This is a genomic window from Exiguobacterium sp. s28, from assembly GCF_018618135.1.
Lineage (GTDB): Bacteria > Bacillota > Bacilli > Exiguobacteriales > Exiguobacteriaceae > Exiguobacterium > Exiguobacterium mexicanum_A.
On sequence record NZ_JACSLL010000018.1, the window covers coordinates 1 to 23,704 of the forward strand.

A 23,704-nucleotide genomic window follows, 5' to 3' on the forward strand; every position below is an offset into this window, starting at 1 on the left:
ATGCCGAACACGGAAGTTAAGCGCTTCAGCGCCGAAAGTAGTTGGGGGTCTCCCCCTGTGAGGATAGGACGTTGCCAGGCCAACGCGAAAGACGATCAAGCATCCGCTTGGTCGTCTCTTTTTGTATATATATGTCGTATTTAATTCGGATGGGAAGGTGTCTAAATGACTCGAAAACCTAAACATAATCCTTTTACATTTATGGAGACGCTTGAGCAACATGTGCGAGAAGGACGGGTTTCTTTTCATGTACCTGGCCATCACAATGGAACGGTGAGAGATGAAAAGCTTCCGACGGCCTTCCAAAAAATTATGCCATATGACTTAACAGAGCTTGGTCACTTGGATGATTTACACCATGCGGAAGGTATTATTTTAGAAGGTGAAAAGGCATTAGGATCCCTTTACCAGAGTAAAAGTAAATGGTTGGTAAATGGCTCTACTGCAGGGAATTGGAGTCTATTAGCAGCAACCGTAAAGCGTGGAGAACGAGTGTATGTACAACGTAATTCCCACAAATCGGTTTGGAACGCCATTGAGTGGCTTGGTCTAGAACCGATTTTACTCACACCGGAATTAGACAGAGGAAGTAGTTTGCCTACTGTCATTTCACTAGAAACAATTCAGGATGCTGTCTTGCAGTATCCAGGAGGAAAAGCGCTTCTCCTAACGTCTCCCACTTATTACGGAGACATGGCAAACATTCAGCAAATCAGTGCTTACTTGCGTCCGTTAAATATTCCCCTATTAGTAGATGAAGCACACGGCGCTCATTTGATTCATCCTACATTTCCAAAGCGATCAGCTATCTTCGAGGGGGCTAGCGCAGTCGTACAATCAGCCCACAAAACATTGCCCGCTCTCACGATGGGGGCATGGATTCACTATAAAGAAGAAATCGATGAAAAGCGTCTCTTTCATGCGCTTTCATCTTTCCAAACATCTAGCCCATCTTACTTGATTATGGCCTCGCTTGATTACGCCCGAGAGTACCTCGAAAACTTGAGTGACCGAGATTGGACTCATATTCAAACGAGTCATTTTTCATTCATCATGGAAATGAGACGTGCTGGGTTTTCAATCAAAGTGGGCGATGACTTCACCAAGATGACTGTGTTAACATACCCTAAAAATGGTCTGATCTTTAGCCAGCATTTAGCGTCAATCGGTATTGACGTGGAACTGGCTGCAGAAGATCACGTGTTATTCTGCTTGCCGTTAAGGGAATTAAAAAGCCAAGAGATTCAACATTGGGTCAAACTGATTAAAAATGCATCGCAGCACGTCCCGCTCATTGTTGAAGATGAGACAATCTATCCTTACCCGATGACTGAACGCGTTTCGTTGTTGCGTTCTATATCGGACGACGCTGATATTGAACGTCTACCGTTTGAGCAAGCGATTGGTTCTGTTGCGGCAGAGACCGTTATTCCGTATCCGCCTGGGATTCCTTGGATTCTAAGAGGAGAAGTCATCACAGACGAGAAAATCCGAGTTTTGAATGAATGGATTTCATTAGGACGGAACCTGCAGGCAAGTAGACATGTTATGATGAAACAAATTGATGTTATCGTAGAGGAGTTTTAAGCGTGAAAGGTATGTTTATTACTGTGGAAGGACCAGATGGTTCTGGGAAAACAACACAGCTACAATTGTTAGTTCAGTCATTGACTGAACAAGGGTATGAAGTGGTCGTCACCCGAGAGCCAGGGGGAACGAAGGTCGGAAACAGTATTCGAGAAGTCTTGCTCTCGCCAGAACATGATGAGATGACGCCTCGAGTCGAAATGATGCTCTATGCCGCATCCCGAGCTCAAAACATTGATCAAGTGATTCGACCGGCTCTCCACCGTGGAGCAGTTGTCGTATGTGATCGATTTGTGGATGCCTCGATTGCGTATCAAGGCTATGGGCTCCAATATGATTTGTCACAAATTTTGTCGTTAAACGACTGGGCGACTGCTGGGATCAAACCAGATTTGACGTTTCTCTTTGACTTGACCCCGGATCAAGCGAGCCATCGCATGAAAGATAGAGGCCAATTAGATCGAATCGAGAGCCGTGATGAGTCTTTCCATCAACGCGTATACGAAGGATTTCAAATATTATTAGAGCAACATCCAGAACGAATGGTACGTATTGATGCGAACGCCTCGATTGAAACCATTCAGGATGAAGTGTTAGATATTACGTTAGAACGATTAAAAGAAAGAGGAGTGATGCAATGATGAAGATGGTAATCGCGATTGTACATGATAAGGACAGTGCCCGCTTATCAGATGCTTTGATTGAAGAGGACTTCCGTGCAACGAAATTAGCCACAACGGGAGGTTTTTTGAAAGAAGGAAACACCACGTTTATGATTGGTGTACCGAAAGAGCGGTTAGATGACCTACTTGCGTTAATCAAATCAAACTGCTCGAGCAGGGATCAAATGATCACGCCGATTTCACCGATGGGTGGACACGCTGATTCATACATTCCTTATCCTGTAGAAGTCCAAGTTGGCGGAGCGACTGTGTTTGTCTTGCCGATTGAAGGATTTCATCAGTTTTAATGGGGACGGTCACGGACATGAGTTTTCAGGAGTTATCAAAATCTCAAACGGTTATTGCGAAAGTGATTGAAAACTCGATCGTTGCTCAAAAGGTCGGTCATGCATATATCTTTTCAGGTGACTATGAACCGTACTTGATTGAAACGGCACAGCTGTTTGCGAAATCCCTTTTTTGCGAGTCGCCTGACGGGGTAGAACCCTGCGGTAACTGTCGAAACTGTAGACGAATGGATTCGGGAAACCTTGTCGACTACATGGAAGTCGAACCGGATGGAGCCAGCATTAAGAAAGAACAGGTGCAACAGTTATTGAGTGACTTGTCTTTACGTGGTGCAGAAGGTGACCGTCAAGTGTATGTGATTCACCAAGCCCATAAGATGACGCCACAAGCCGCCAACAGCCTATTGAAGTTCTTTGAAGAGCCAGGTGTAGGGAAACTAGCCATCTTGGTAACAACTCAGCCACAACTTCTCTTACCGACGATTCGTTCGCGAGCTCAGCATTTAGTATTCCGACCGATTGATCGAGAACGGCTTGTGGAAACGTTGGTCGCAGACGTGCAATGTACGAGCGATTTAGCGCGTCTTGCTTTAGAGACATATCCGAAATTCGAAGACGCGCGTGAGGCGCTTCACAACGACTGGTTTGTACAGGCGTATGGGCTAGTGGTACAATTAGTTGAAGTATTGACAAAACGCCCGCAAGAATTGCTTTTATTCGCCCAAGAAAAATGGCTCGGTCATTTTAAAGGGCGGAATGAATTGCGAGTCGGTCTCGAGCTGTTCGGAAATTGGTTGGAGCAAGCGCTCCACTTCAAAGTGCGAACAGACTATGTCCCGGAGTTGTTTACGAAAGAACAAGCGCTATATACCGCGTTTGTAAAAGATCGTCCGGTTCATAAAATCGTCCATGCTATTGAATCTGTCCATGAGGCGATTCGACGACTAGAGGCAAACGTCAATCCTCAATTAACGTTCGAACGGTTAACGTTCGATTTGCAGAAAGGATAGGAGAGCGTGCTTGAAGTAGTCGGAGTCCGTTTTAAAGAAGCGGGAAAAATCTATTACTTTTCACCAGGCGAAGCAACGCTTGAACGTGGGGACCATGTCATCGTAGAGACGGTACGAGGCATCGAGTACGGTGAAATCGTCCAAGTTGGTAAACAACTAGGTGAAGACGAAGTGGTTTTACCGCTAAAGACAATCCTTCGTGTCGCTGATCAAAAAGATGCCGAAATCGTGCAAGATAATCGATTGGCCGCTTTTGACGCTCACGCCGTCTGTGAAGAAAAAATTCGTGAACATCGACTTGAGATGAAGTTAGTAGATGTTGAGTATACATTCGATCGTAATAAAGTCATCTTTTATTTCACGGCAGAAGGCCGTGTTGATTTCCGTGAGCTCGTTAAAGATTTAGCGAGTGTGTTTCGGACTCGAATCGAGCTTCGCCAAATCGGGGTTCGAGATGAAGCGAAACTGCTGAGCGGAATCGGACCTTGTGGCCGTGTGTTGTGTTGCTCCTCGTTCTTAGGGGAATTTGAACCGGTATCCATTAAGATGGCCAAGGATCAGAACCTATCCTTGAACCCGAACAAGATCTCCGGTGTATGCGGTCGTCTCATGTGCTGTCTAAAATACGAGAACGATACGTATGAAGAATTAAAGCGGGATTTGCCAGACGTCGGAAAACGAATCAAAATTCCAGAAGGTGACGGACGTGTCATCGGTCTCAACATCTTGGATCAATTGATTCAAGTCGAGTTGAATGATCGGACCCGTGTTGTGACGTATACAATCGACGAACTCGTCGAAGTCGGTGCAGTCAAACGAAAACCGTCGAAACAGTGATGGGGTGCTGAGCAGTGGAAAGAATGGATAAAAAGGAAGTCATGATGCGGGTCGATGCGATCGAGCAACAGATGCAATTGTTGACGGAGCATTTAGGGGTGCTCAAAGAGCAACTCGCCTATTTGCTCGAAGAAAACCAACACATGTATCTCGAGAACCATCATCTGCGCGAAAAAGTAGAACAACTCGCAGAAGTCGAGACACCTAACGGAGATCCTCAAATTGCCTTGTCTGGAAAAGGACAAAATAACTTGGCGGCGTTATACCAAGAAGGGTTTCATATCTGCAATTTGCACTATGGACAAGTCAGGAAAGACGGGGATTGTCTCTTCTGTATGTCAATGCTAAATAAACATTAATAAGGGGCGATAGACGGGTATATACTCGTCCGTCGCCTTTGTACGTTATGTAGGAGGGAAATGGCGTGACTGTAAAACAAGGTGAACGTCTTGATGATTTGTTAGGACGTCCCGGAAAAATCATTCAAAGTGATGATGTATTTTCGTTTTCATTGGATGCGGTGTTGCTGGCTGAATTTGTGTGGGTCCCGATTCAAAAAGGAAGACTCGTTGATTTATGCGCCGGTACGGGGGCTATTCCGCTCTTTTTATCGTATCGGACGAAAGGAACGGTGACAGGACTTGAAATCCAGCCCCGTCTCGTTGATATGGCGAATCGAAGCATTGCCGTTAACGATTTAAGTGACAGACTGCACATCCTTGAAGGCGATGTGAAACATGCGACCAGCGTACTAGGGCATGCTCGTTATGACGTTGTCACGTGCAACCCACCTTATTTTTTAGCAAACGAAACTTCGCTCCGTAATCAAAATGAACATCATACGATTGCACGTCATGAAGTGCTTTGCACGTTAGAAGACTGTATCCGCTCAGCCAGTCAACTCGTCAAACCGGGTGGGAAGGTAGCCTTCGTCCATCGACCGGAGCGATTACTCGATATTCTAACGCTCATGCGGGCGTATCGGATTGAACCGAAACGAATGCAACTCGTTTACCCGAAACAAGGCCGAGACGCAAATACACTTTTAATAGAGGGGTCGAAAGATGGAAAGGCAGGGCTCACAATCTTACCTCCGTTTGTCGTTTATGAGGAAGATGACACGTATACGAGCGACATGCGGGCCATCCTCGATGCGTAAGCACTTTGCCTATATTCTCGAGTGTAGCGATGGCACATACTATACCGGATATACGACGGATGTAGATAAGCGGATGGACGTGCACAACAGCGGTAAAGGTGCGAAATATACGCGAGCGCGTCTCCCGGTGACGTTACGATATGTCAGGTCGTTTGCGACCAAACGTGAAGCCATGCAGTACGAATGGTCCATTAAACAACTCACTCGGGCTCAAAAACAGCAATTGATGGAGGGAACGAGTAATGAACTCACAGAAAAGTTATCAGACTGATGGGCCCACGCTCTATGTTGTGCCGACGCCGATTGGAAATCTAGAAGACATGACGTATCGAGCGGTTCGAATTCTAGGAGAAGTCGATTTGATCGCGGCCGAAGACACACGCCAAACGATGAAGCTCTGTCGCCATTTCGGCATTGAGACGAAACTAGTCAGCTACCATGAGCACAATAAGCACGTGAGTGGCCCGCGCTTAATCGAAGATATCGAGGCCGGCAAATCAGTCGCCGTCGTCTCAGACGCGGGCATGCCGGGGATTTCGGACCCGGGGAGTGACCTCGTGCGGTTGGCCATTGAAGCGAAGCTCCCTGTCGTCGTGCTCCCTGGAGCGAACGCGGCGTTGACGGCTCTTGTCGCCTCTGGTCTTGCGACCGAGCGGTTTTTGTATTACGGATTCTTGCCACGTAAAAAGAAAGAGCGGCTCGATGTGTTATCTTCTTTGCAATATGAACCGGGCACCATCATTTTTTATGAAGCGCCACATCGGTTAAAAGAGATGCTGACCGGGATTCAGGACGCGTTCGGCAATCGGCAACTCGTTCTCGGACGAGAGTTGACGAAAACGTTTGAAGAGTTTTTACGCGGGACGGTAGAAGAAGCGCTTGTTTGGTGTGAAGGTGAGGTACGTGGTGAGTTCGTCGTCATGGTGGCTGGTTCGACGGAAATAGCACCGACACACGATTGGTGGGAGGCGTTATCGCCGCTCGAACACGTCGATCGTTATATCGAAGACGGATTGAAGCCGAACGCCGCTATCAAACAAGTCGCTAAAGAGCGCGGTTTATCACGTGGCGAGGTGTACGACGCCTATCATCAAGTCGACAAAAAAGAGTAAGCAAGGAATTCCTTGCTTACTCTTCGCTGTAGTAGTTTTCGAGCATGTTTTTCAACTCGACGAGAACGCGTTGTGCGCCTTCTGGTGAAAGGATCAATTTACCGTCAGCCAACTTGAAGTTGTCATCCGATACTTCGCCCGTCACTTGGCAAGTCATGTTCGGTTTGTATTTTTTCAACACGATTTGATCGTTGTCGACGTAGATTTCAAGAGCGTCTTTCTCAGCGATCCCGAGTGTGCGGCGCAATTCGATTGGAATGACGACACGACCGAGCTCATCAACTTTCCGTACGATACCTGTAGATTTCATTTTGTGTTTCCTCCTCCAATGGTGTCGAAATCTCTTGGTGACATGAGTCGTCAAAATTCGACAATGTTACTACAGCAAAAAGCATACTAAACTTTCCAATTGCAGTCAACTGCTTACTATTGGAAATCTACATTTTCGAAAATTGGCAATATGAGAACGATATATACCTAAAATTCCCCGAAAGTTAGGACATGAAACAAAGAAAGGGTTTTTTTGGAACATTTTTTATGAGGTAATAACAAAATAATTCCAAACAATTGGTTTGGAAATTCTTTTGTCGAACCGTGTATAATGGAAATTGCAAATGTCGAAAGGATGGAGAACATACAATGGCGAAGCCTACTTTTTATATTACGACTCCGATTTACTATCCGAGTGCCAAACTACACATCGGTCACGCCTATACGACGGTGGCTGGCGATGCAATCGCACGTTATAAGCGTCTGAAAGGATTTGACGTCCGTTATTTGACGGGGACAGACGAGCACGGTCAAAAGATTCAGGAAAAAGCGAAAGAAGCTGGCGTGACGCCGCAAGCGTTTGTCGATGAAGTCGTTAAAGACATCAAGGTGTTATGGGACCGTCTTGAAATCTCGTACGATGATTATATTCGTACGACCGATGCCCGCCACAAGGCCGTCGTCGAGCACGTATTCGAGACGCTTCTGAAAAACGATGACATCTATCTCGGTGAATACGAAGGGTGGTATTCGATCCCTGATGAAACGTATTACACGGAGTCACAGCTCGTTGATGGGAAGAGCCCTGACAGCGGTCACCCGGTCGAGCTTGTACGCGAAGAGTGCTATTTCTTCCGTCTCAGCAAGTACGCCGATCGTTTAATCGAGTACTTCGAGTCGCACCCTGACTTCATCTTGCCAGAATCGCGCAAAACCGAGATGATCAACAACTTCTTGAAACCGGGCCTCCAAGACTTGGCCGTCTCACGGACGACGTTTGACTGGGGTGTCCAAGTGCCATCGAACCCGAAACACGTCGTGTATGTATGGGTCGATGCTCTCACGAATTACATCTCTGCCCTCGGCTATGGGTCGGACAACGACGAGTTGTTCAACCGCTATTGGCCAGCCGACGTGCACTTGGTCGGAAAAGAAATCGTCCGGTTCCATACGATCATTTGGCCGGCGTTGCTCATGGCGCTTGACCTTCCATTACCGAAACAAGTTTTCGCCCATGGTTGGTTGCTCATGAAAGACGGCAAAATGTCGAAATCGAAAGGCAATGTCGTCGATCCGATTCCACTCATCGATCGCTACGGACTCGACTCACTCCGCTACTATCTTCTTCGTGAAGTTCCATTCGGAGCGGACGGCACGTTCACACCGGAAGCGTTTGTGGATCGCTTGAATTTTGACCTTGCCAATGACCTCGGAAACCTGCTCAACCGGACCGTGGCCATGATTAAGAAGTATTTTGATGGCGAAATTCCTGCTTATGCGGGCAATGTAACAGCGTTCGATGCCTCGTTGCTTCAAGTCGTCAACGAGACGACAGAGAAGACGGAAGCGGCCATGGAACACATGGAGTTTTCCGTCGCGCTCACAAGCATTTGGCAACTCGTGAGCCGTGCCAATAAATATATCGATGAGACGCAACCGTGGGTCCTTGCGAAGGACGAAGCGAAGCGTGGTGAACTCGCATCCGTGATGACGCATCTGGCCGGCGTACTTCGCCATGTGGCGGTCATGATTCAACCGTTCATGACACGGGCACCAAAAGAGATGTTCCGCCAGCTCGGTCTTGAAGGGAAAGACATGTCATGGGAAGCGCTCGATACGTTTGCGGCCTTCGATGGAGCGGTCGTCACCGACGGGACACCGATTTTCCCACGTCGTGATGTAAAAGAAGAGATCGATGCAATTCAGGAAATGATGCGTCAAGCATCGAAAGCACGTGTCGAGGAAGCCGAAGTGGAGGCGAGCGATGCTGAGGATGAGGACGTCCGTCCAGAAATCACGATTGACGTCTTTGACCAAGTCGAGTTCCGTGTCGGTCAAATCGTCGAGGCCGATAAAATCAAGAAGGCGAAGAAGCTGTTGAAGCTTCAAGTCGACCTTGGTAGCGAGACACGTCAAATCGTCTCAGGCATTGCCGAATGGTATGCGCCAGAAGACTTGGTCGGGAAGAAAGTCATCGTCGTCGCCAATTTGAAGCCGGTCAAACTACGTGGCGAGTTGTCACAAGGGATGATTTTAGCGGCTGATAAAGACGGTAAGCTTGAGCTTGCGACCGTATCTGAGAATATGCCGAACGGGGCCGTCGTCAAATAATCGTTTGGGGGAGACTTCGGTCTCCCTCTTTGTCTATATAAGGAGGAAGCACCATGTTGATTGATACGCATACCCATATCAATGCCGAGCAGTTCAATGAGGATGTCGAGGCGACGATCGAGCGGGCTCGTGCCGCGGGCGTTTCCCCGATGCTCGTCGTCGGATTCGATAACCCGACCATCACGCGGGCAATCGAGCTCGCGGAAACGTATGAGGATATCTATGCCATCGTTGGGTGGCATCCGGTTGATGCCGTCGATTGTACGGCGGCTGATTTGAAGAGAATCGAGACGTTAATGGCTCATCCGAAAGTGATGGCGCTCGGGGAAATCGGTCTCGATTACCATTGGGACAAGTCGGAGAAAGATGTCCAACAACGCGTGTTCCGGCAGCAGATCGCTATCGCGAAGCGGACGAACATGCCCATCGTGATTCATAATCGGGAAGCGACAGCCGACGTGCTCGATATTTTAGAGGAAGAACATGCCGAAGAGGTAGGCGGCGTGTTCCATAGTTACAGCATGTCTGTCGAATTGTTGGAACGCTGTCTGCGCTTGAACTTCTACATCTCTCTCGGAGGACCGGTGACGTTCAAAAACGCTAAAGTCCCGAAGGCGGTGGCGCAACAAGTCCCGCTCGATCGGCTCCTTGTCGAGACGGACTGCCCGTATTTAACGCCGACGCCGTTCCGTGGTAAACGGAACGAACCCGCTTACGTCACGTACGTCGCCGAAGAGATTGCATCGCTACGTGACATGTCCTACGACGCGCTCGCTGAAGCAACGACAGCCAATGCGAAGCGCCTATTCCGTCTCCCATGATGTTCAGGCGCATCATCTTGAGTATTGGTGTCGTAGCGACGGCAGTGTTCGCCTATATGGCGATGCAGCCTGAACCGATCACCATCGTCGACGACGGCGTGACAACCGTGCATGAAAGCCGCGGCGATTCGGTGCTAGAAGTGCTTGACGAGACCGGTATCGTGATCGACGAGGCGGATATGGTGACTCCCGCTTTAAGTGCCGACGTCCCGACGGATCGAGTGATTCATATCGAACGAGCTCGTACCGTCTCGCTTCAAATCGGTTATGGCCAGGTCGAGACGATCGAGACGCGTGAACGGACCGTCAAAGACGTGTTGCTTCGTTATGGAGTGAGTGTACGCGAAGGAGACGACGTGTACCCGGGCGTACGTGCACCGGTCACATCAGGGATGACGATTCGCTACCAGCCTGTCGTCGCCCTCGATGTCATCGTCGGGGACGAGGCGAAGACCTTGTATACGATGGCTCAAACTGTCGAACAGGCGTTACTGGAGGCGAATGTGGCGGTTTCTGACCAAGATACGGTCGTCCCGGCTCTCACGACACCGGTACGGGATGGAATGACCATCAGCGTCAATGTGAGTCGAGACGTCGTACAATATGAGAGTCGTCTCATCCCATTTGAAATCGTCATGGAAGAGGACGATACGCTCGAACTTGGAGAGACCGAAGTTGTGCAAGTCGGCATCCCGGGACTCGAACGGACGCGGTATGCACTGACAGTGGAAAATGGTACAATTACAAATCGGACCGAAACGAGCGTGGAAACGCTACAAAGCGTACGCCCTCAAATCATTAAACGTGGGACGAAAGTCGTGGCCAAACCGGAGATCGAACCGGCAACGAATCAAGAAACGACCGCCACGACCGAACCGTCGAGTCCGTTTCGAGACGAGGCGGAGATTAAGATTGAAGAGACACCTCGTGCCGAGGATGCGCTGGACTTCACTTCCGCGAAACAACTTCTCGTCGAAGCGACCGCGTATACGAACAATGCAGAAGACACGGTCACATTTGATGACAGGGTTCTGACCCGTAGTGGTTATGATGTGACGGATACGATTTTGTATGAAGGGATGCGAATCATTGCTGTCGACCCCGCTATTATTCCTCTTGGCACACGTGTGTACGTTGAAGGGTTTGGCATGGCGATTGCTTTAGATACAGGCAGTGCGATCAAAGGTCATAAAATTGACTTGATGATGGACACGAAAGAAGAAGCGGTAACGTTTGGGCGTCAGCCGCTCACGATTTGGGTTATCCCGAAGCAAGAAGAGAAAGAAGGAAACGATGATGGGTGAAAAAATACAAGAGGTGATTGTCGTCGAAGGTCGAGATGACACGACGCGGCTTCAAGAAGTATATGACGTCGATACGATTGAAACGAACGGATCTGCCGTCTCGAAACAGACGATCGAACGAATCAAACGCGCCCAAGAAACGCGCGGCGTTATCATTTTGACGGACCCAGACTACCCGGGTGACCGAATCCGGGCCATCGTCGAGGAGCAGGTTAAAGGATGTAAGCATGCCTATTTACCTCGGGCCGAAGCGAAAGATAAACGTGGCAAGATTGGGGTCGAGCATGCTTCACCGGCAACGATTCGCCGTGTACTCGAAGCGGTGTATGAACAGCGAGTTGAGACTGACATGCCGCTCGTCACCCGCCAGATGGTGCTCGAAGCCGATTTGATTGGCGGAGCGGACGCTGCGCGCCGTCGTAAACGGCTCGGCGTGTTACTCCGAATCGGTGAACCGAACGCCAAACAGTTTGTAAAGCGCGTGGAAGCGTTACGGGTCACGATTGAGGAATGGGAACGGGCACTGGCTCAGTTAGAGGAGGAAAATCATTGAAAGACATTGCAACAATCCAACGCACGAAATCAATTCTAGAACGTCACGGCTTCTCTTTCAAAAAGTCGCTTGGGCAGAACTTTTTAATTGATTTAAATATTTTGAACAAGATTGTGGATGCAGCTGAGTTGGGCGAAGCGAGCGGGGTTCTTGAAATCGGTCCCGGCATCGGGTCATTGACGGAACAGTCTGCCAAGCGGGCTAAAAAGGTCGTCGCCCTCGAAATCGACCAACGTCTGCTTCCGATTCTGGAAGATACGATGTCTCCTTATCCACATGTGCATGTCATCCACGGCGATGCCCTCGAGCTCGATATTCAAGACATCGTCGAGCGTGAGTTTTTCAGTCAAGGAATCGAAGACATCTCGGTTGTGGCGAACTTGCCGTATTATGTGACGACGCCGATTATCATGCGCTTACTGGAAAGCCAAATCAAGTTCCGTTCACTCGTCATGATGATTCAAAAAGAAGTTGCCGAGCGCATTGGAGCGAAGCCTGGGACGAAAGCATACGGCTCTCTCTCGATTGCGATCCAATATTACGCGGAGGCGAACGTGAGCTTTATTGTTCCAAAAAGCGTGTTCATGCCGGCCCCGAACGTCGATTCAGCGGTCATCACGTTGAAGATGCGTCCCAAACCGGCGGTCGACGTGAAAGATGAAGCCTTCTTCTTCGAGCTTGCCCGGGCCAGTTTCGCACAACGTCGAAAAACGATCTTAAATAACTTGACGAATCACCTCGGGAAAGACAAAAAAATGGAAATCGAACAGTTTTTAAGTGAAGCTGGAATCGATCCGAAACGGCGAGGCGAAACGCTTTCGCTTGAGGAGTTTGCACGGTTAGCTGACACAATTTTACCACTTAAAAACAGTTGACGACCGGATAACGAATCGATATAATATTAATCTTTATTTTTGTTTTTGAATGTGTTATACTTGTAACAGTGAGGTGAAGCGTATGCCAAAGACGTTGCAAGAAATCAGACAGAAACTCGAATCGCATGTTGGAGAACGATTGACGTTGAAAGCAAACGGCGGTCGTAAGAAAGTCGTTACTCGGTTTGGAACGCTCGTTGAGACGTATCCCGCGGTGTTCGTCGTCAAATTGGATGAAGACCATCATAACGTGGAACGTGTCTCATATAGCTACGCTGATGTCCTAACGGATACAGTTAAAATTGAATTCAGTAATTGAACGATAAATGAGGGGCGGATGCATTGGCAGCTGCTTCTTTTTTTGTGCGCTCGTTTACGGTACAATGGCGAACAGGAGATACATGGGAAGGGTGAACGATATGCGCACGATCAGTGTGAAAGCGCCGGCAAAAATCAACTTGACGCTCGATGTCCTTGGGAAGCGGACAGATGGCTATCATGAAGTGGAAATGGTAATGACGACAGTAGACTTATCGGACCGGTTAGAATTGACTGTGCTCGATACAGATGAGATTCGGATTCAGTCCGAGCATGCCTACGTGCCGAACGACCATCGAAATTTGGCTTATCGTGCGGCTGAGCTGTTACGGAAGCGATTCAATATCAAACAGGGTGTCGAAATTGTATTAGATAAGCAAATCCCAGTGGCGGCAGGGTTAGCTGGCGGCTCGAGCGATGCGGCGGCGACACTTCGGGGTATGAACGAATTGTTCGACCTTGGCCTGTCGTTAGAAGAGTTGGCCGAACTCGGAGCCGCCGTCGGATCGGACGTATCGTTTTGTGTCATGGGAGGAACAGCCATCGCGCGCGGACGCGGCGAACAGCTGGAGACGATTCCGTCACCGCCGCCGTGCTACGTCGTATTGGCGAAGCCGAAAATCGGAGTGTCGACGGCTGACGTCTATCGTGCCGTGCAGATGGAGAAGATTGTGCATCCAAACACCGAGGCGATGGTCACGGCGATTCGGGATCGGGATTTTGATGGCATCTGTGTAAACTTAGGGAACGCCCTCGAGGCGGTCACGCTCGAACTTCATCCGGAAGTTCGCCAAATCAAAGAGACGATGCTGCACTGCGGAGCGGATGGTGTCCTCATGAGCGGCAGCGGTCCAACGGTATTCGCATTGATTGAGCACGAGCAAAAAGCACATCGTGTCTATAATGGACTGAAGGGATTTTGTCCTGAAGTGTTCGTCGTTCGGATTCTCGGCAAAAAACATTGAACAAAGACGAATGAGAATGATATATTCTGTTTAGAACATTCGTCTATTATTGAAGAAGTGAAGGGGAATCCGTATGAAAATTCGTAGAAGTGGTCGTCTTGTCGATATGACCCGTTATTTGCTGGACCATCCACACCAGCTCGTCTCATTATCGATGTTTTCGAGTCGTTATAAAGCAGCCAAATCATCCATCAGTGAAGATTTGGTCATCGTCAGTGAAATGCTTTCGCATGATGGCACGGGAAAACTCGTCACAGTGCCAGGGGCAGCCGGCGGCGTCATGTTCATTCCAGGCTGGAGCAAGGAAAAGTCGCTCTCGATGATCGACGGCCTATGTGAGCAATTGTCGAAACCGGAACGGTTGCTTCCGGGAGGCTATCTCTATTTGACAGATGTCCTCGGGAACCCGCGTCAAGTGAAGCCGATGGGGCAAGTCTTCGCCTCTGTGTTCGCCGATCGTAAAGTTGACGTCGTCATGACGATCGCAACAAAAGGGATTCCGCTCGCGTACGCTGTCGCCGAGCAACTTGGTGTCCCGTTCGTTATCGTTCGTTCTGACAGTCGTGTCACCGAAGGTTCGACGGTCAGCATCAACTACGTATCAGGCTCATCAAAGGCGATTCGCACGATGGCGCTCGCTCGTCGCAGCTTGCCGCGTGGCGCGAACGTCTTGTTGATTGACGATTTCATGAAAGCGGGCGGTACGATTCGCGGGATGATGAGTCTCTTGAATGAGTTCGAGGCGAACCTCGCGGGTGTCGGTGTCCTCATGGAAGCGGAAGGCGCCGAGAAGAAAATGGTAAGCGAATACGTCAGTTTGATGAAATTGACGAACGTCGATTCGGATGAAGGACTCGTCACCATTTCGCGAGGAAACGTCGAACAGTTCTTAAAGTGATTGGCAAAAATTTGATTTCGTTTTATGATGAAAGGGTATAAGATTCGTACGAAGTCAATCGGTTCGCTTGGAATCATCTCAACCTTTTAGAAGGTACACCACGGTCTAGACAACGATGAAAAGGGGATGCGAAACATGCAGATCACAGACGTAAAAATTCGCAAAGTCGCGACGGAAGGTAGAATGAAGGCACTGGCCTCCATTACACTCGACCATGAATTTGTGGTACACGATCTTCGAATCATTGAAGGGAGTACCGGTCTTTTCGTAGCGATGCCGAGCAAGCGGACGCCAGAAGGGATTTTCCGCGATATCGCTCACCCGATTAATGGAGATATGCGTCAAAAAGTCGAGGCGGCTGTTCTAGAGGCGTACGGCCAAGAGGACGTCGCTATTGCCGAGACGCAAGCACGATACAATGCCATGAATGAGTAATCTTTGACAGCGGATGGGGACCCTTCCGCTGCCTTTTTACGTTTCATTGGTTACGAATGGTTACAACGGTTGAAACCACGTCACGGTTTCGATATAGTAGATACGGTGTAAATAAGATTTGAATGTAGAAGAAAACCGAACAATTGAGTACATTACAGTCGATATGAGATAGGAGCGAATCAAGAATGGATCGTTTTGCAGTCATTTTGGCAGCAGGTAAAGGGACCCGCATGAAGTCGAAGCTATATAAAGTGCTTCATCCGGTCCTCGGAAAACCGATGGTCGAACACGTCGTCGATCAACTCGACAAAATCGGGGTCAGTCGTCAAATCGTCATCGTCGGCCATGGGGCTGAAGCGGTACAAGAGACGTTGGGCTCACGCGTGGAATATGCGGTCCAAGAAGAACAGCTCGGGACAGGTCATGCAGTGCAGATGGCAGAAAGCGAACTCGCGGGTAAACCGGGCGCAACGCTCGTCGTTTGCGGCGACACGCCACTGTTGACAGCGGAAACGCTCGAGGCGCTGTTGGCTCATCATGAAGCCCAGCAAGCGAAAGTGACAGTGCTGACAGCCATCGCTGACGATGCGACAGGATATGGTCGCGTCATCCGTGGGGAAGACGGAAACGTCACAAAAGTCGTCGAGCATAAAGATGCGTCTGACACTGAACTAGAAATCCGTGAAATCAACACAGGCACGTACGTGTTCGATAACGAGCTCTTGTTTGATGCATTGAAGCAAGTCGGGAACAACAACGCCCAAGGTGAGTACTACTTGCCGGACGTCATCTCGATTGCGAAAGAAGCAGGCGAAGTCGTGGCAGCACACACGGCGCCGACATTCGATGAAACGATCGGCGTCAACGACCGTGTCGCTCTTTCACAAGCTGAAGCGGTCATGCGCAAGCGGACGAACGAACGCCTCATGCGTGAAGGTGTCACATTCATGGATGCAGCTTCGACATACATCTCACCAGATGCCGTCATCGGTTCGGATACGATCATCTATCCAGGGACGGTCATTCTCGGGAAAACGATTATCGGTTCAGAGTGCGTGATTGGTCCTAATTCAGATATCCGCAATAGCGTCATCAAAGACGGTGCGACGGTTCGTCAATCGGTCGTGAGTGACAGCCGTGTCGGAACTGAAGCACAGGTCGGGCCGTTCGCCCACCTTCGTCAACAAGCAGTCCTCGGCGCGAATACGCGCGTCGGTAACTTCGTGGAAATCAAAAAATCAACGTTCGGAGACGGTGCGAAAGCATCACATCTCAGCTATATCGGAGATGCTTCGATCGGGGAACGCGTCAACCTCGGCTGTGGCTCGATCACGGTCAACTATGACGGCAAGAACAAGTTCGAAACGGTCGTCGAAGCCGATGCCTTCGTCGGCTGCAATGTGAACTTGATTGCTCCGGTGAAAGTCGGAAAAGGCTCAATCGTAGCAGCCGGTTCGACGATCACGGATGACGTTCCTGAAGAGGCGCTTGCGATTGCACGCGAACGCCAAACGAATAAAGAAGGTTACACGAAACGATAAGTTGCTGCCTATTATTATGGAAAACGATGGAGGAGAATCCTAAACATGTCTACTGTATATGAACGTGAAATTCGCCTATTTAGCTTAAACTCAAACCGCCCACTCGCCGAAGAGATTGCCAAGGAAATTGGCATCCCGCTCAGCGATTGCCAAGTGAAGCGGTTTAGCGACGGAGAACTTTACATCAACATCGAGGAGAGCGTGCGAGGCGATGATGTGTACATCATTCAATCGACGAGCTCACCGGTGAACGAAACGCTCATGGAGTTACTCGTCATGATTGATGCGTTGAAACGAGCATCGGTTCGGACGATTAACGTGGTCATGCCATACTATGGTTACGCTCGCCAAGACCGCAAGGCGCGCTCACGTGAGCCAATCACAGCGAAACTTGTCGCTGATTTATTGACGGTTGCAGGTGCCACGCGTTTAATCACGATGGACTTGCATGCTGCTCAAATCCAAGGTTTCTTCAATATCCCAGTAGACCAATTATTAGGTGTTCCACTCATCTCGACGTATTTTGAGACAGATGAATTTAAAGCGAAAGACATTGTCGTCGTCTCACCGGACCACGGTGGCGTCACGCGTGCCCGTAAGCTTGCCGAACGCTTGAAGGCTCCAATCGCCATCATCGACAAGCGTCGTCCTGAAGCGAACGTGGCTGAAGTCATGAACATCGTCGGCAGCGTTGAAGGCAAGACGGCCATCTTGATCGATGACATCATCGATACAGCTGGAACAATCACGCTCGCGGCCGATGCCATCGTCCAAGCTGGTGCAAAAGAAGTGTACGCCTCGTGTACACACCCAGTCTTATCTGGACCGGCGATGGAACGGATCGACAACTCGTCAATCAAAGAACTCGTCGTTTTGAACACGATCGATTTAGAAGGTCGCGAATGTTCGAGCAAAATCAAGCAGATGTCGGTTGCCCGTTTGCTTGGGGAAGCGATCATGCGTGTCCACGAGCACAAATCGGTGAGCACGCTGTTCGATTAAAAAAACGAGGCCCGAAGGCGTTCGCCTTTGGGCTTTTTTGTTCAGGAGGAATAAGATGAAATGTATCGTCGGCCTCGGGAATCCAGGCAAAAAGTATGAGATGACCCGTCACAACGTCGGTTTTTTAGCGATTGATCGCTTAGCTGACAAACATGGGATTCAACTTGATGAAGCCAAGTTTAAAGCATTGATCGGAACGGGAAGAATCAATGGAGAACGTGTCGTCCTCGTCAAACCGCTCACCTACATGAATCTATCAGGGGAGTCGGTACGTCCGATTTTAGATTATTATAAGATTGAGATTGATGACTTGCTCGTCATTTATGACGACTTGGACATGGTGCCAGGGAAACTGCGATTCCGTCCGAAAGGCAGTGCCGGTGGACATAACGGCATCAAGTCGCTGATTCAACACCTGGGAACCCAAGATTTCAAACGTCTGAAACTCGGCATCGGTCGTCCGCCGCATCCGATTAAAGTCGTCGATTGGGTGCTCATGAACTACCGGAAAGAAGATATGCCAGAATTGAATGATACGCTCGATCAAGCGGTGTCCGCCGCGACTGATTTTGTGGACACGGAATGGATCGCGCTCATGAATCGATATAACTAAAGGGTCAACGTACCCTTTTTTGTCGTATGAGGTGGAGGAAATCAAAATGAATGCTTTAGAGAAATTCATGTTGGCATTGCCTGAGACGAATGTGATTCGGGAGCGGTTGCCAAAAGTTGATCGTCAACTCGTCACCGGATTGACGACGAGTGCCAAAGCGCTCGTGTTGGCAGGTTTGGCGAAAAATTCGCCCCGACGTCTCGTGGTCGTCACACATAACATGTACCAAGCCCAAAAAATGTACGATCAGCTCGAGTCGCTCGTCGGCCCGAGTCAAACATTGCTTTATCCGATCGATGAGACGCTCGCTGGAGAACTGTCACTCACATCGAGCCCAGAACTTCTTGCCGCACGGATTGAAGCTCGAACACGTCTCCTTGACGAAACGGGAGGCGTCCTTGTCGTGCCACTCGGTGGGTTACGTCGCTTTATCCCGAGCCCGACGGACTGGCGGACAAGCCATCGAGTCATCAAACCAGGTCAAGAGCTTGATTTGAAGCCGTTTGCTGAGACGCTGATCACGCTCGGATATGAACGAACGGCTACCGTCACCGCACCGGGTGAATTCTCCGTCCGCGGCAGCATTTTAGATGTCTATCCGCTCACGGAGGCGCGTCCGTATCGCATCGATTTGTTCGACACCGAGGTCGATTCGATTTTTACGTTTGATGCTGAGACACAACGCTCACTAGGGGTCGTCGCCGAAGCGGTCATTCCCCCGGCGACCGAGTTTATCGCTTCGACAGAACAATTGAAAAAAGCTGGACAGGCACTCGAACGTCAATATGATCGGACGCTCTCGTTGATTGAGACGGAGACGATTCGTCAAGCACTTGAGGACGGGATTGCCCGGGACATCGAACAGTTCGGTCGAGGTGAGGCGCCCGAAAAAGTTGGAAAGTACACGCCGCTGCTATATAGCTCGACACTCCTCGACTATGTCGGACCGGATGCTGTCTTGATTTTAGATGAAGTGGCCCGGATTGAAGACGCCGCCGATGTGCAAGATCGCGAGGAAGCCGAATGGTTCTCGTCGCTCATCGAACGCGGGGAATCCGTCAGCAACTATACGCTTGCCGTTCCGATGCATAAAGTGTTTCGTGATTTGAAGCAAGTGGCGTTCTCGCTCCTCCCGTCGAGACGGTCGGGGATTCCGGAAACGAACACGGTCCACCTCAGTTGCCGTCCGCTCCCGGCGTTTCACGGGCAGATGCACTTGCTGAAGCAAGAAGTCGAACGTTGGCAACAAGGTGACCATCGTCTCGTCTTCTTAGCAGGGGATCAAACGCGGGCCGACAAGGTGGTAGCATTGCTTGAAGACTATGGCATCTCGTCAACGTTCACAAATGTGGACGGCGAGTTGTTGCCGCGTCACGTCCACATCATGATTGGACAAATCGAGGGCGGATTCGAGCTCTCGACGAGTCGCCTCGTCGTCGTCTCCGAAGAAGAGCTGTTCAAACGCGTCACGAAGCGGAAACGACAGACGAAGAATTTGACGAACGCCGAACGGATTAAAAGTTATCAAGAGTTGAAGCCGAACGACCACGTCGTCCACATCCATCACGGGATCGGGAAATACCTAGGCATCAAAACGATTGAAGTCGGCGGCATTCATCAAGACTACTTACATCTCGTCTATGCCGGTGACGATGCGCTCTACGTCCCGGTCGACCAAATCGATCTCGTCCAAAAGTACGTCGGGGCCGAAGGTAAAGAGCCTAAGATTTATAAACTCGGTGGGACCGAGTGGAAGAAGGTCAAATCGAAAGTCGCCAAATCGGTCGAAGATATCGCCGACGAGCTGATCAAGTTGTATGCGGCGCGGGAAGCGTCCGTCGGTTATGCGTTCCCAGGTGATGACGAAGAGATGAGTCAGTTTGAAAGCTCGTTCCCGTATGCGGAGACAGAAGACCAGGTCCGTTCCATCGCCGAAATCAAAGCCGATATGGAACGATCACGGCCAATGGACCGTCTCCTTTGTGGCGATGTCGGTTACGGAAAGACGGAAGTGGCGATTCGAGCCGCGTTCAAAGCTGTGCTCGCTGGGAAGCAAGTCGCGTTCCTCGTGCCGACGACCGTACTCGCACAACAGCACTACGAGACGATGCTCGAACGGTTCAGTGAGTTTCCAATCAACGTCTCCGTCATGAGCCGCTTCCGCTCGAAAAGCGAGATGGCGGCGACGAAAAAAGGCTTGAAAGAAGGGACGATTGACGTCGTCGTCGGGACGCACCGCGTCTTGTCGAAAGATGTGACGTTCGCCGACCTCGGACTCGTCATCATCGATGAAGAGCAACGTTTCGGGGTTAAGCATAAAGAACGGCTCAAACAGTTGAAGACAAATATCGACGTCTTGACGCTGACGGCGACACCAATCCCGCGGACGCTCCACATGTCGATGATTGGGATTCGGGACTTGTCAGTGCTTGAGACACCGCCGGAGAACCGCTACCCGGTGCAGACGTACGTCATGGAATACGACGGTATCGTCTTGCGTGAGGCACTCGAGCGTGAACTCGCGCGAGGCGGGCAGGCGTTCTTCCTCTATAACCGGGTCGAAGGAATCGAGCGGAAGGCTGAAGAGATTCGCGCTTTGTTACCGGAAGCACGCATTGCGACGGCACACGGTCGGATGACCGAGACTGAACTCGAGAGCCAGCTTATCAGCTTCCTCGAAGGAGAGGCCGACGTGCTCGTCTCGACGACGATCATCGAGACCGGCATCGATATTCCGAACGTGAACACGCTCATCGTCCACGATGCGGACAAGATGGGGCTGTCACAGTTGTACCAGTTGCGCGGTCGTGTCGGTCGTTCCAACCGAATCGCCTACGCCTACTTCACGTATCGGAAAGATAAACGCTTAACCGAGGTCGCGGAGAGCCGGCTACAGGCCATCAAGGAGTTCACGGAGCTCGGGAGCGGGTTCAAGATTGCGATGCGCGACTTATCGATTCGCGGTGCCGGCAATCTGCTCGGGGCCCAACAGTCCGGGTTCATCGATTCGGTCGGATTCGACTTATACTCGCAAATGTTGTCCGAAGCCATCGAAGAACGGAAAGACCGGATGCGCGGCCAGGCGAAACATGTCGTCTTCAAACCGGAGATTGCGTTCCAAGCGGACGCGTATATCCCGGACGAGTATTTGTCAGACAGCGAATTGAAAATCGAGATGTACAAACGCTTCAAATATGTCGATACACCAGAGGCGCTGTTCGCCCTCCAAGACGAGTTGATCGAACGGTTCGGGGAATTCCCGGAGCCTGTCGCCCTCCTCATCCAACTGACGCGTCTGCGCATTTATGGGGAAATGGCGAAAGTGGCCCGCATCAAACAGACGCCGGGTCGCATTGAGATGGTATTGTCGCTCGAATCGACGACAGCGCTCGACGTGCCGTCGTTCATGGAGTGGACGATGCCGCTCGGTCGGAAACTTGGCGTCGGTCAAGACAACGGTGCTCTCAAGTTGTCGCTTAGCGGCAGGATGCCGGTCATCGAACTGTTGAACGATGCCGATACGGTACTTGAGGAGCTTGTGAAGAGGTTGGCCCATGCGGTCGCCAAGTAAATTTGCGACCGGGGTCATCTTATTTGCGCTTGCGGGCTATCTTTCAAAATTCATCAGCTTCGCTTATCGGGTCCCGTACCAAAACATCGCGGGAGACTTTGGCTTATACGCCTATCAGACGGTATACCCGTTTGCTGCGATCGTCGCCTCGCTCGGCATGTATGCGATGCCGGTCGTGATTGCGAAAATTGGTGTCGGGGCCCAAGGGCCGAGACGCAAGCTCGAGGTGTTGTGGGGGAGTTTTTATGTCTTACTCGGCCTCGGCTTCGCCCTTGTCGTCGCGATGTGGATGCTCGCACCGGCGATTGCCCGTCTTCTCGGTGACATGCAGCTCGCACCGACGTTACGCGTGATCAGCCTCAGCTATTTGCTTATGCCCGCGTTGGCGGTGCTCCGCGGTTCGTTCCAATCGGTCGATGACTTAAGGCCGAGCGCCATCTCGCAAGTGCTCGAGAACCTTGTCCGTGTCACAGTTCTGCTCGTCGCTCTGTTGATTGGTGTCCGCTTTGGACAAGACGCCTATACGCTGAGCCGGTACGCGTACGCGGCGACGCTCGTCGGAGGTGTGGTTGCGATTATCATCTTATCGTTGTGGACGAAGAAGCTGCGGGTCGTCCCGGTCCAACGTGCGACGTTGCGGTCTGTCCTTCGTATTTTGCTGACGACCGGCTTTGCCGTTGGCTTCGCCTCGCTCGGGATTTTATGGATGCAGCTCGTCGACTCATTCACGATTGTCAATCTGATGGGTGGAGACTACGCCGCGAAAGTCGGGAAAGGGGTATTTGACCGAGGTTATCCGCTCGTTCAATTTGCGATTCTTTTCACGACGGCTCTCGGGATGGCGAACGTGCCAAATTTGGTGCGCCATTACCGGGCTGGTCGTGTCGAGGCGACGTCATCCGGACTCAGCTCGATGATCCGTGTGACGACGACAGTCGCCGCAGCGGCGACCATCGGCTTGATGGGTGTCATGCTTCCATTAAACATTGCCTTATTCGAAAATGCCGCTGGGACAATGGCACTCGTTCTGTTGGCGACAAGTACGTTTGCTGCTTCGCTTGCCGTGGCGAGTATGACGTGCCTACAGGCGATTGACCGGGAACGGACGGCCGCTGTCGGTATGATCCTCGCGATCGGTGTCAAACTCGTCAGCAATCTGTGGCTCGTCCCTCCCTATGGCATCGAAGGGGCTGCCCTCGGGACATCCCTTGCCTTTTTAACGATGGCCGCCTTCAATTTCAATCGGCTCGATCAAATCATTCCGCTTGGCATGCTCCGATTTCGACACTATGGGCGTCTCATCAAAACGGTGGCGCCAATGGGGGGTGTCTTGTTCGGTTTGAATGTCATCATAATGAACTGGCTGCCAAATCGTCTCGATGCTCTCGCTTGGCTCGGCTTTATGCTCGTAGTCGGGGCTGGCAGTTATGTCTGGCGGTTATGGAAAGAACAAATCTTGACGATAGACGAGTGGGAAATGATCCCGTTCGGAGGTCGTCTCATCAATCTGCTAGAGAAAAAGGAGAACTGAT

24 protein-coding genes and 1 rRNA gene are annotated in these 23,704 nt (G+C 50.5%); 24 read left to right on the top strand and 1 reads right to left on the bottom strand.

The genetic code is table 11. The features are described from left to right. The 10 genes from rrf to rsmI form a co-directional block, all read left to right on the top strand. Positions 1–80: ribosomal RNA gene (gene rrf / locus KNP78_RS15855) — 5S ribosomal RNA — on the top strand; the annotation flags it as partial. Between the two features lie 85 nt (positions 81–165). Continuing rightward, on the top strand, positions 166–1,587 hold the full coding sequence (locus KNP78_RS14355) for an aminotransferase class I/II-fold pyridoxal phosphate-dependent enzyme (RefSeq protein ID WP_233005511.1): 1,422 nt from the start codon (positions 166–168) through the stop codon (positions 1,585–1,587). A gap of 2 nt (positions 1,588–1,589) precedes the next feature. Beyond that, positions 1,590–2,228: a dTMP kinase gene (gene tmk, locus KNP78_RS14360; RefSeq protein WP_034781763.1), complete on the top strand. Its 639-nt coding sequence runs from the start codon at positions 1,590–1,592 to the stop codon at positions 2,226–2,228. Continuing rightward, positions 2,228–2,557 (top strand): cyclic-di-AMP receptor, encoded by a 330-nt coding sequence (locus KNP78_RS14365; RefSeq protein ID WP_029594397.1) that lies wholly within the window; start codon positions 2,228–2,230, stop codon positions 2,555–2,557. The genes tmk and KNP78_RS14365 overlap by 1 nt, the downstream gene beginning before the upstream one ends. Positions 2,558–2,574: 17 nt before the next feature. Beyond that, the gene (locus KNP78_RS14370) at positions 2,575–3,567 is read left to right on the top strand and encodes a DNA polymerase III subunit delta' (protein WP_214825156.1); all 993 of its coding nucleotides are present in this window, start codon (positions 2,575–2,577) and stop codon (positions 3,565–3,567) included. A 6-nt stretch (positions 3,568–3,573) separates the two neighbouring features. After that, positions 3,574–4,404, top strand: coding sequence for a PSP1 domain-containing protein (locus tag KNP78_RS14375; protein WP_034781766.1), 831 nt, complete (start codon positions 3,574–3,576; stop codon positions 4,402–4,404). A 23-nt stretch (positions 4,405–4,427) separates the two neighbouring features. Further along, a complete protein-coding gene (gene yabA, locus KNP78_RS14380; RefSeq protein ID WP_034781768.1) occupies positions 4,428–4,763 on the top strand; it encodes a DNA replication initiation control protein YabA in 336 nt (111 codons plus the stop codon). A gap of 65 nt (positions 4,764–4,828) precedes the next feature. Next, positions 4,829–5,563, top strand: coding sequence for a tRNA1(Val) (adenine(37)-N6)-methyltransferase (locus KNP78_RS14385; protein WP_034781771.1), 735 nt, complete (start codon positions 4,829–4,831; stop codon positions 5,561–5,563). Continuing rightward, positions 5,556–5,834 (top strand): GIY-YIG nuclease family protein, encoded by a 279-nt coding sequence (locus tag KNP78_RS14390; protein ID WP_034781773.1) that lies wholly within the window; start codon positions 5,556–5,558, stop codon positions 5,832–5,834. The genes KNP78_RS14385 and KNP78_RS14390 overlap by 8 nt, the downstream gene beginning before the upstream one ends. Further along, on the top strand, positions 5,806–6,675 hold the full coding sequence (gene rsmI, locus KNP78_RS14395; protein ID WP_214709874.1) for a 16S rRNA (cytidine(1402)-2'-O)-methyltransferase: 870 nt from the start codon (positions 5,806–5,808) through the stop codon (positions 6,673–6,675). Before KNP78_RS14390 ends, rsmI begins: the two co-directional genes overlap by 29 nt. A gap of 16 nt (positions 6,676–6,691) precedes the next feature. Here the strand turns inward: rsmI and KNP78_RS14400 are convergent, their stop codons facing one another. Beyond that, positions 6,692–6,985 (bottom strand): transition state genes transcriptional regulator AbrB, encoded by a 294-nt coding sequence (locus tag KNP78_RS14400; protein WP_012727742.1) that lies wholly within the window; start codon positions 6,983–6,985, stop codon positions 6,692–6,694. A gap of 329 nt (positions 6,986–7,314) precedes the next feature. Between KNP78_RS14400 and metG the strand changes: the two genes are divergently transcribed. From metG to KNP78_RS14470, 14 genes are all read left to right on the top strand, one after another. After that, positions 7,315–9,276 carry a methionine--tRNA ligase gene (gene metG, locus KNP78_RS14405; RefSeq protein WP_214825159.1) on the top strand — a complete coding sequence of 654 codons (1,962 nt, stop codon included), beginning with the start codon at positions 7,315–7,317 and terminating at the stop codon, positions 9,274–9,276. A gap of 53 nt (positions 9,277–9,329) precedes the next feature. Then, positions 9,330–10,097, top strand: coding sequence for a TatD family hydrolase (locus tag KNP78_RS14410; RefSeq protein WP_214825162.1), 768 nt, complete (start codon positions 9,330–9,332; stop codon positions 10,095–10,097). Positions 10,098–10,114: 17 nt separating this feature from the next. Continuing rightward, positions 10,115–11,401 carry a 3D domain-containing protein gene (locus KNP78_RS14415; RefSeq protein WP_251128574.1) on the top strand — a complete coding sequence of 429 codons (1,287 nt, stop codon included), beginning with the start codon at positions 10,115–10,117 and terminating at the stop codon, positions 11,399–11,401. Beyond that, positions 11,394–11,954 carry a ribonuclease M5 gene (rnmV, locus tag KNP78_RS14420; protein WP_131438088.1) on the top strand — a complete coding sequence of 187 codons (561 nt, stop codon included), beginning with the start codon at positions 11,394–11,396 and terminating at the stop codon, positions 11,952–11,954. Before KNP78_RS14415 ends, rnmV begins: the two co-directional genes overlap by 8 nt. Continuing rightward, positions 11,951–12,829, top strand: a complete 879-nt coding sequence (gene rsmA / locus KNP78_RS14425) for a 16S rRNA (adenine(1518)-N(6)/adenine(1519)-N(6))-dimethyltransferase RsmA (protein ID WP_214755102.1) — start codon at positions 11,951–11,953, stop codon at positions 12,827–12,829. Before rnmV ends, rsmA begins: the two co-directional genes overlap by 4 nt. Positions 12,830–12,911: 82 nt before the next feature. Continuing rightward, positions 12,912–13,148, top strand: coding sequence for a Veg family protein (locus KNP78_RS14430; protein ID WP_021065751.1), 237 nt, complete (start codon positions 12,912–12,914; stop codon positions 13,146–13,148). A gap of 100 nt (positions 13,149–13,248) precedes the next feature. Beyond that, positions 13,249–14,112, top strand: a complete 864-nt coding sequence (gene ispE, locus KNP78_RS14435) for a 4-(cytidine 5'-diphospho)-2-C-methyl-D-erythritol kinase (RefSeq protein WP_214825168.1) — start codon at positions 13,249–13,251, stop codon at positions 14,110–14,112. Between the two features lie 73 nt (positions 14,113–14,185). Continuing rightward, complete coding sequence (gene purR / locus KNP78_RS14440; RefSeq protein ID WP_114165389.1) at positions 14,186–15,010, top strand: pur operon repressor; 825 nt, start codon at positions 14,186–14,188, stop codon at positions 15,008–15,010. Positions 15,011–15,145: 135 nt separating this feature from the next. After that, entirely contained in the window at positions 15,146–15,445 is a 300-nt protein-coding gene (gene spoVG, locus KNP78_RS14445; RefSeq protein ID WP_034781793.1) for a septation regulator SpoVG, read from the top strand. A gap of 185 nt (positions 15,446–15,630) precedes the next feature. Further along, entirely contained in the window at positions 15,631–16,986 is a 1,356-nt protein-coding gene (gene glmU / locus KNP78_RS14450) for a bifunctional UDP-N-acetylglucosamine diphosphorylase/glucosamine-1-phosphate N-acetyltransferase GlmU (protein ID WP_214825170.1), read from the top strand. A 45-nt stretch (positions 16,987–17,031) separates the two neighbouring features. Continuing rightward, positions 17,032–17,988 carry a ribose-phosphate diphosphokinase gene (locus tag KNP78_RS14455; RefSeq protein WP_021065746.1) on the top strand — a complete coding sequence of 319 codons (957 nt, stop codon included), beginning with the start codon at positions 17,032–17,034 and terminating at the stop codon, positions 17,986–17,988. A gap of 55 nt (positions 17,989–18,043) precedes the next feature. After that, positions 18,044–18,601: an aminoacyl-tRNA hydrolase gene (gene pth / locus KNP78_RS14460; protein WP_034781796.1), complete on the top strand. Its 558-nt coding sequence runs from the start codon at positions 18,044–18,046 to the stop codon at positions 18,599–18,601. Positions 18,602–18,647: 46 nt separating this feature from the next. Then, positions 18,648–22,172, top strand: coding sequence for a transcription-repair coupling factor (gene mfd / locus KNP78_RS14465; protein WP_214825173.1), 3,525 nt, complete (start codon positions 18,648–18,650; stop codon positions 22,170–22,172). Beyond that, a complete protein-coding gene (locus tag KNP78_RS14470; protein ID WP_214825176.1) occupies positions 22,156–23,703 on the top strand; it encodes a polysaccharide biosynthesis protein in 1,548 nt (515 codons plus the stop codon). The genes mfd and KNP78_RS14470 overlap by 17 nt, the downstream gene beginning before the upstream one ends. The last annotated feature ends 1 nt before the right edge of the window (position 23,704 follow it).

What these genes read in the sequence shown, in the direction of transcription:
- KNP78_RS14355 (WP_233005511.1), top strand. Translation starts at nt 166, where the DNA reads ATGACTCGAAAACCTAAACATAATCCTTTTACATTTATGGAGACGCTT.
- KNP78_RS14365 (WP_029594397.1), top strand. Translation starts at nt 2,228, where the DNA reads ATGAAGATGGTAATCGCGATTGTACATGATAAGGACAGTGCCCGCTTA.
- KNP78_RS14370 (WP_214825156.1), top strand. Translation starts at nt 2,575, where the DNA reads ATGAGTTTTCAGGAGTTATCAAAATCTCAAACGGTTATTGCGAAAGTG.
- yabA (WP_034781768.1), top strand. Translation starts at nt 4,428, where the DNA reads ATGGATAAAAAGGAAGTCATGATGCGGGTCGATGCGATCGAGCAACAG.
- KNP78_RS14390 (WP_034781773.1), top strand. Translation starts at nt 5,556, where the DNA reads ATGCGTAAGCACTTTGCCTATATTCTCGAGTGTAGCGATGGCACATAC.
- rsmI (WP_214709874.1), top strand. Translation starts at nt 5,806, where the DNA reads ATGAACTCACAGAAAAGTTATCAGACTGATGGGCCCACGCTCTATGTT.
- KNP78_RS14400 (WP_012727742.1), bottom strand. Translation starts at nt 6,985, where the DNA reads ATGAAATCTACAGGTATCGTACGGAAAGTTGATGAGCTCGGTCGTGTC.
- metG (WP_214825159.1), top strand. Translation starts at nt 7,315, where the DNA reads ATGGCGAAGCCTACTTTTTATATTACGACTCCGATTTACTATCCGAGT.
- KNP78_RS14410 (WP_214825162.1), top strand. Translation starts at nt 9,330, where the DNA reads ATGTTGATTGATACGCATACCCATATCAATGCCGAGCAGTTCAATGAG.
- rnmV (WP_131438088.1), top strand. Translation starts at nt 11,394, where the DNA reads ATGGGTGAAAAAATACAAGAGGTGATTGTCGTCGAAGGTCGAGATGAC.
- KNP78_RS14430 (WP_021065751.1), top strand. Translation starts at nt 12,912, where the DNA reads ATGCCAAAGACGTTGCAAGAAATCAGACAGAAACTCGAATCGCATGTT.
- ispE (WP_214825168.1), top strand. Translation starts at nt 13,249, where the DNA reads ATGCGCACGATCAGTGTGAAAGCGCCGGCAAAAATCAACTTGACGCTC.
- purR (WP_114165389.1), top strand. Translation starts at nt 14,186, where the DNA reads ATGAAAATTCGTAGAAGTGGTCGTCTTGTCGATATGACCCGTTATTTG.
- spoVG (WP_034781793.1), top strand. Translation starts at nt 15,146, where the DNA reads ATGCAGATCACAGACGTAAAAATTCGCAAAGTCGCGACGGAAGGTAGA.
- glmU (WP_214825170.1), top strand. Translation starts at nt 15,631, where the DNA reads ATGGATCGTTTTGCAGTCATTTTGGCAGCAGGTAAAGGGACCCGCATG.
- KNP78_RS14455 (WP_021065746.1), top strand. Translation starts at nt 17,032, where the DNA reads ATGTCTACTGTATATGAACGTGAAATTCGCCTATTTAGCTTAAACTCA.
- pth (WP_034781796.1), top strand. Translation starts at nt 18,044, where the DNA reads ATGAAATGTATCGTCGGCCTCGGGAATCCAGGCAAAAAGTATGAGATG.
- mfd (WP_214825173.1), top strand. Translation starts at nt 18,648, where the DNA reads ATGAATGCTTTAGAGAAATTCATGTTGGCATTGCCTGAGACGAATGTG.
- KNP78_RS14470 (WP_214825176.1), top strand. Translation starts at nt 22,156, where the DNA reads ATGCGGTCGCCAAGTAAATTTGCGACCGGGGTCATCTTATTTGCGCTT.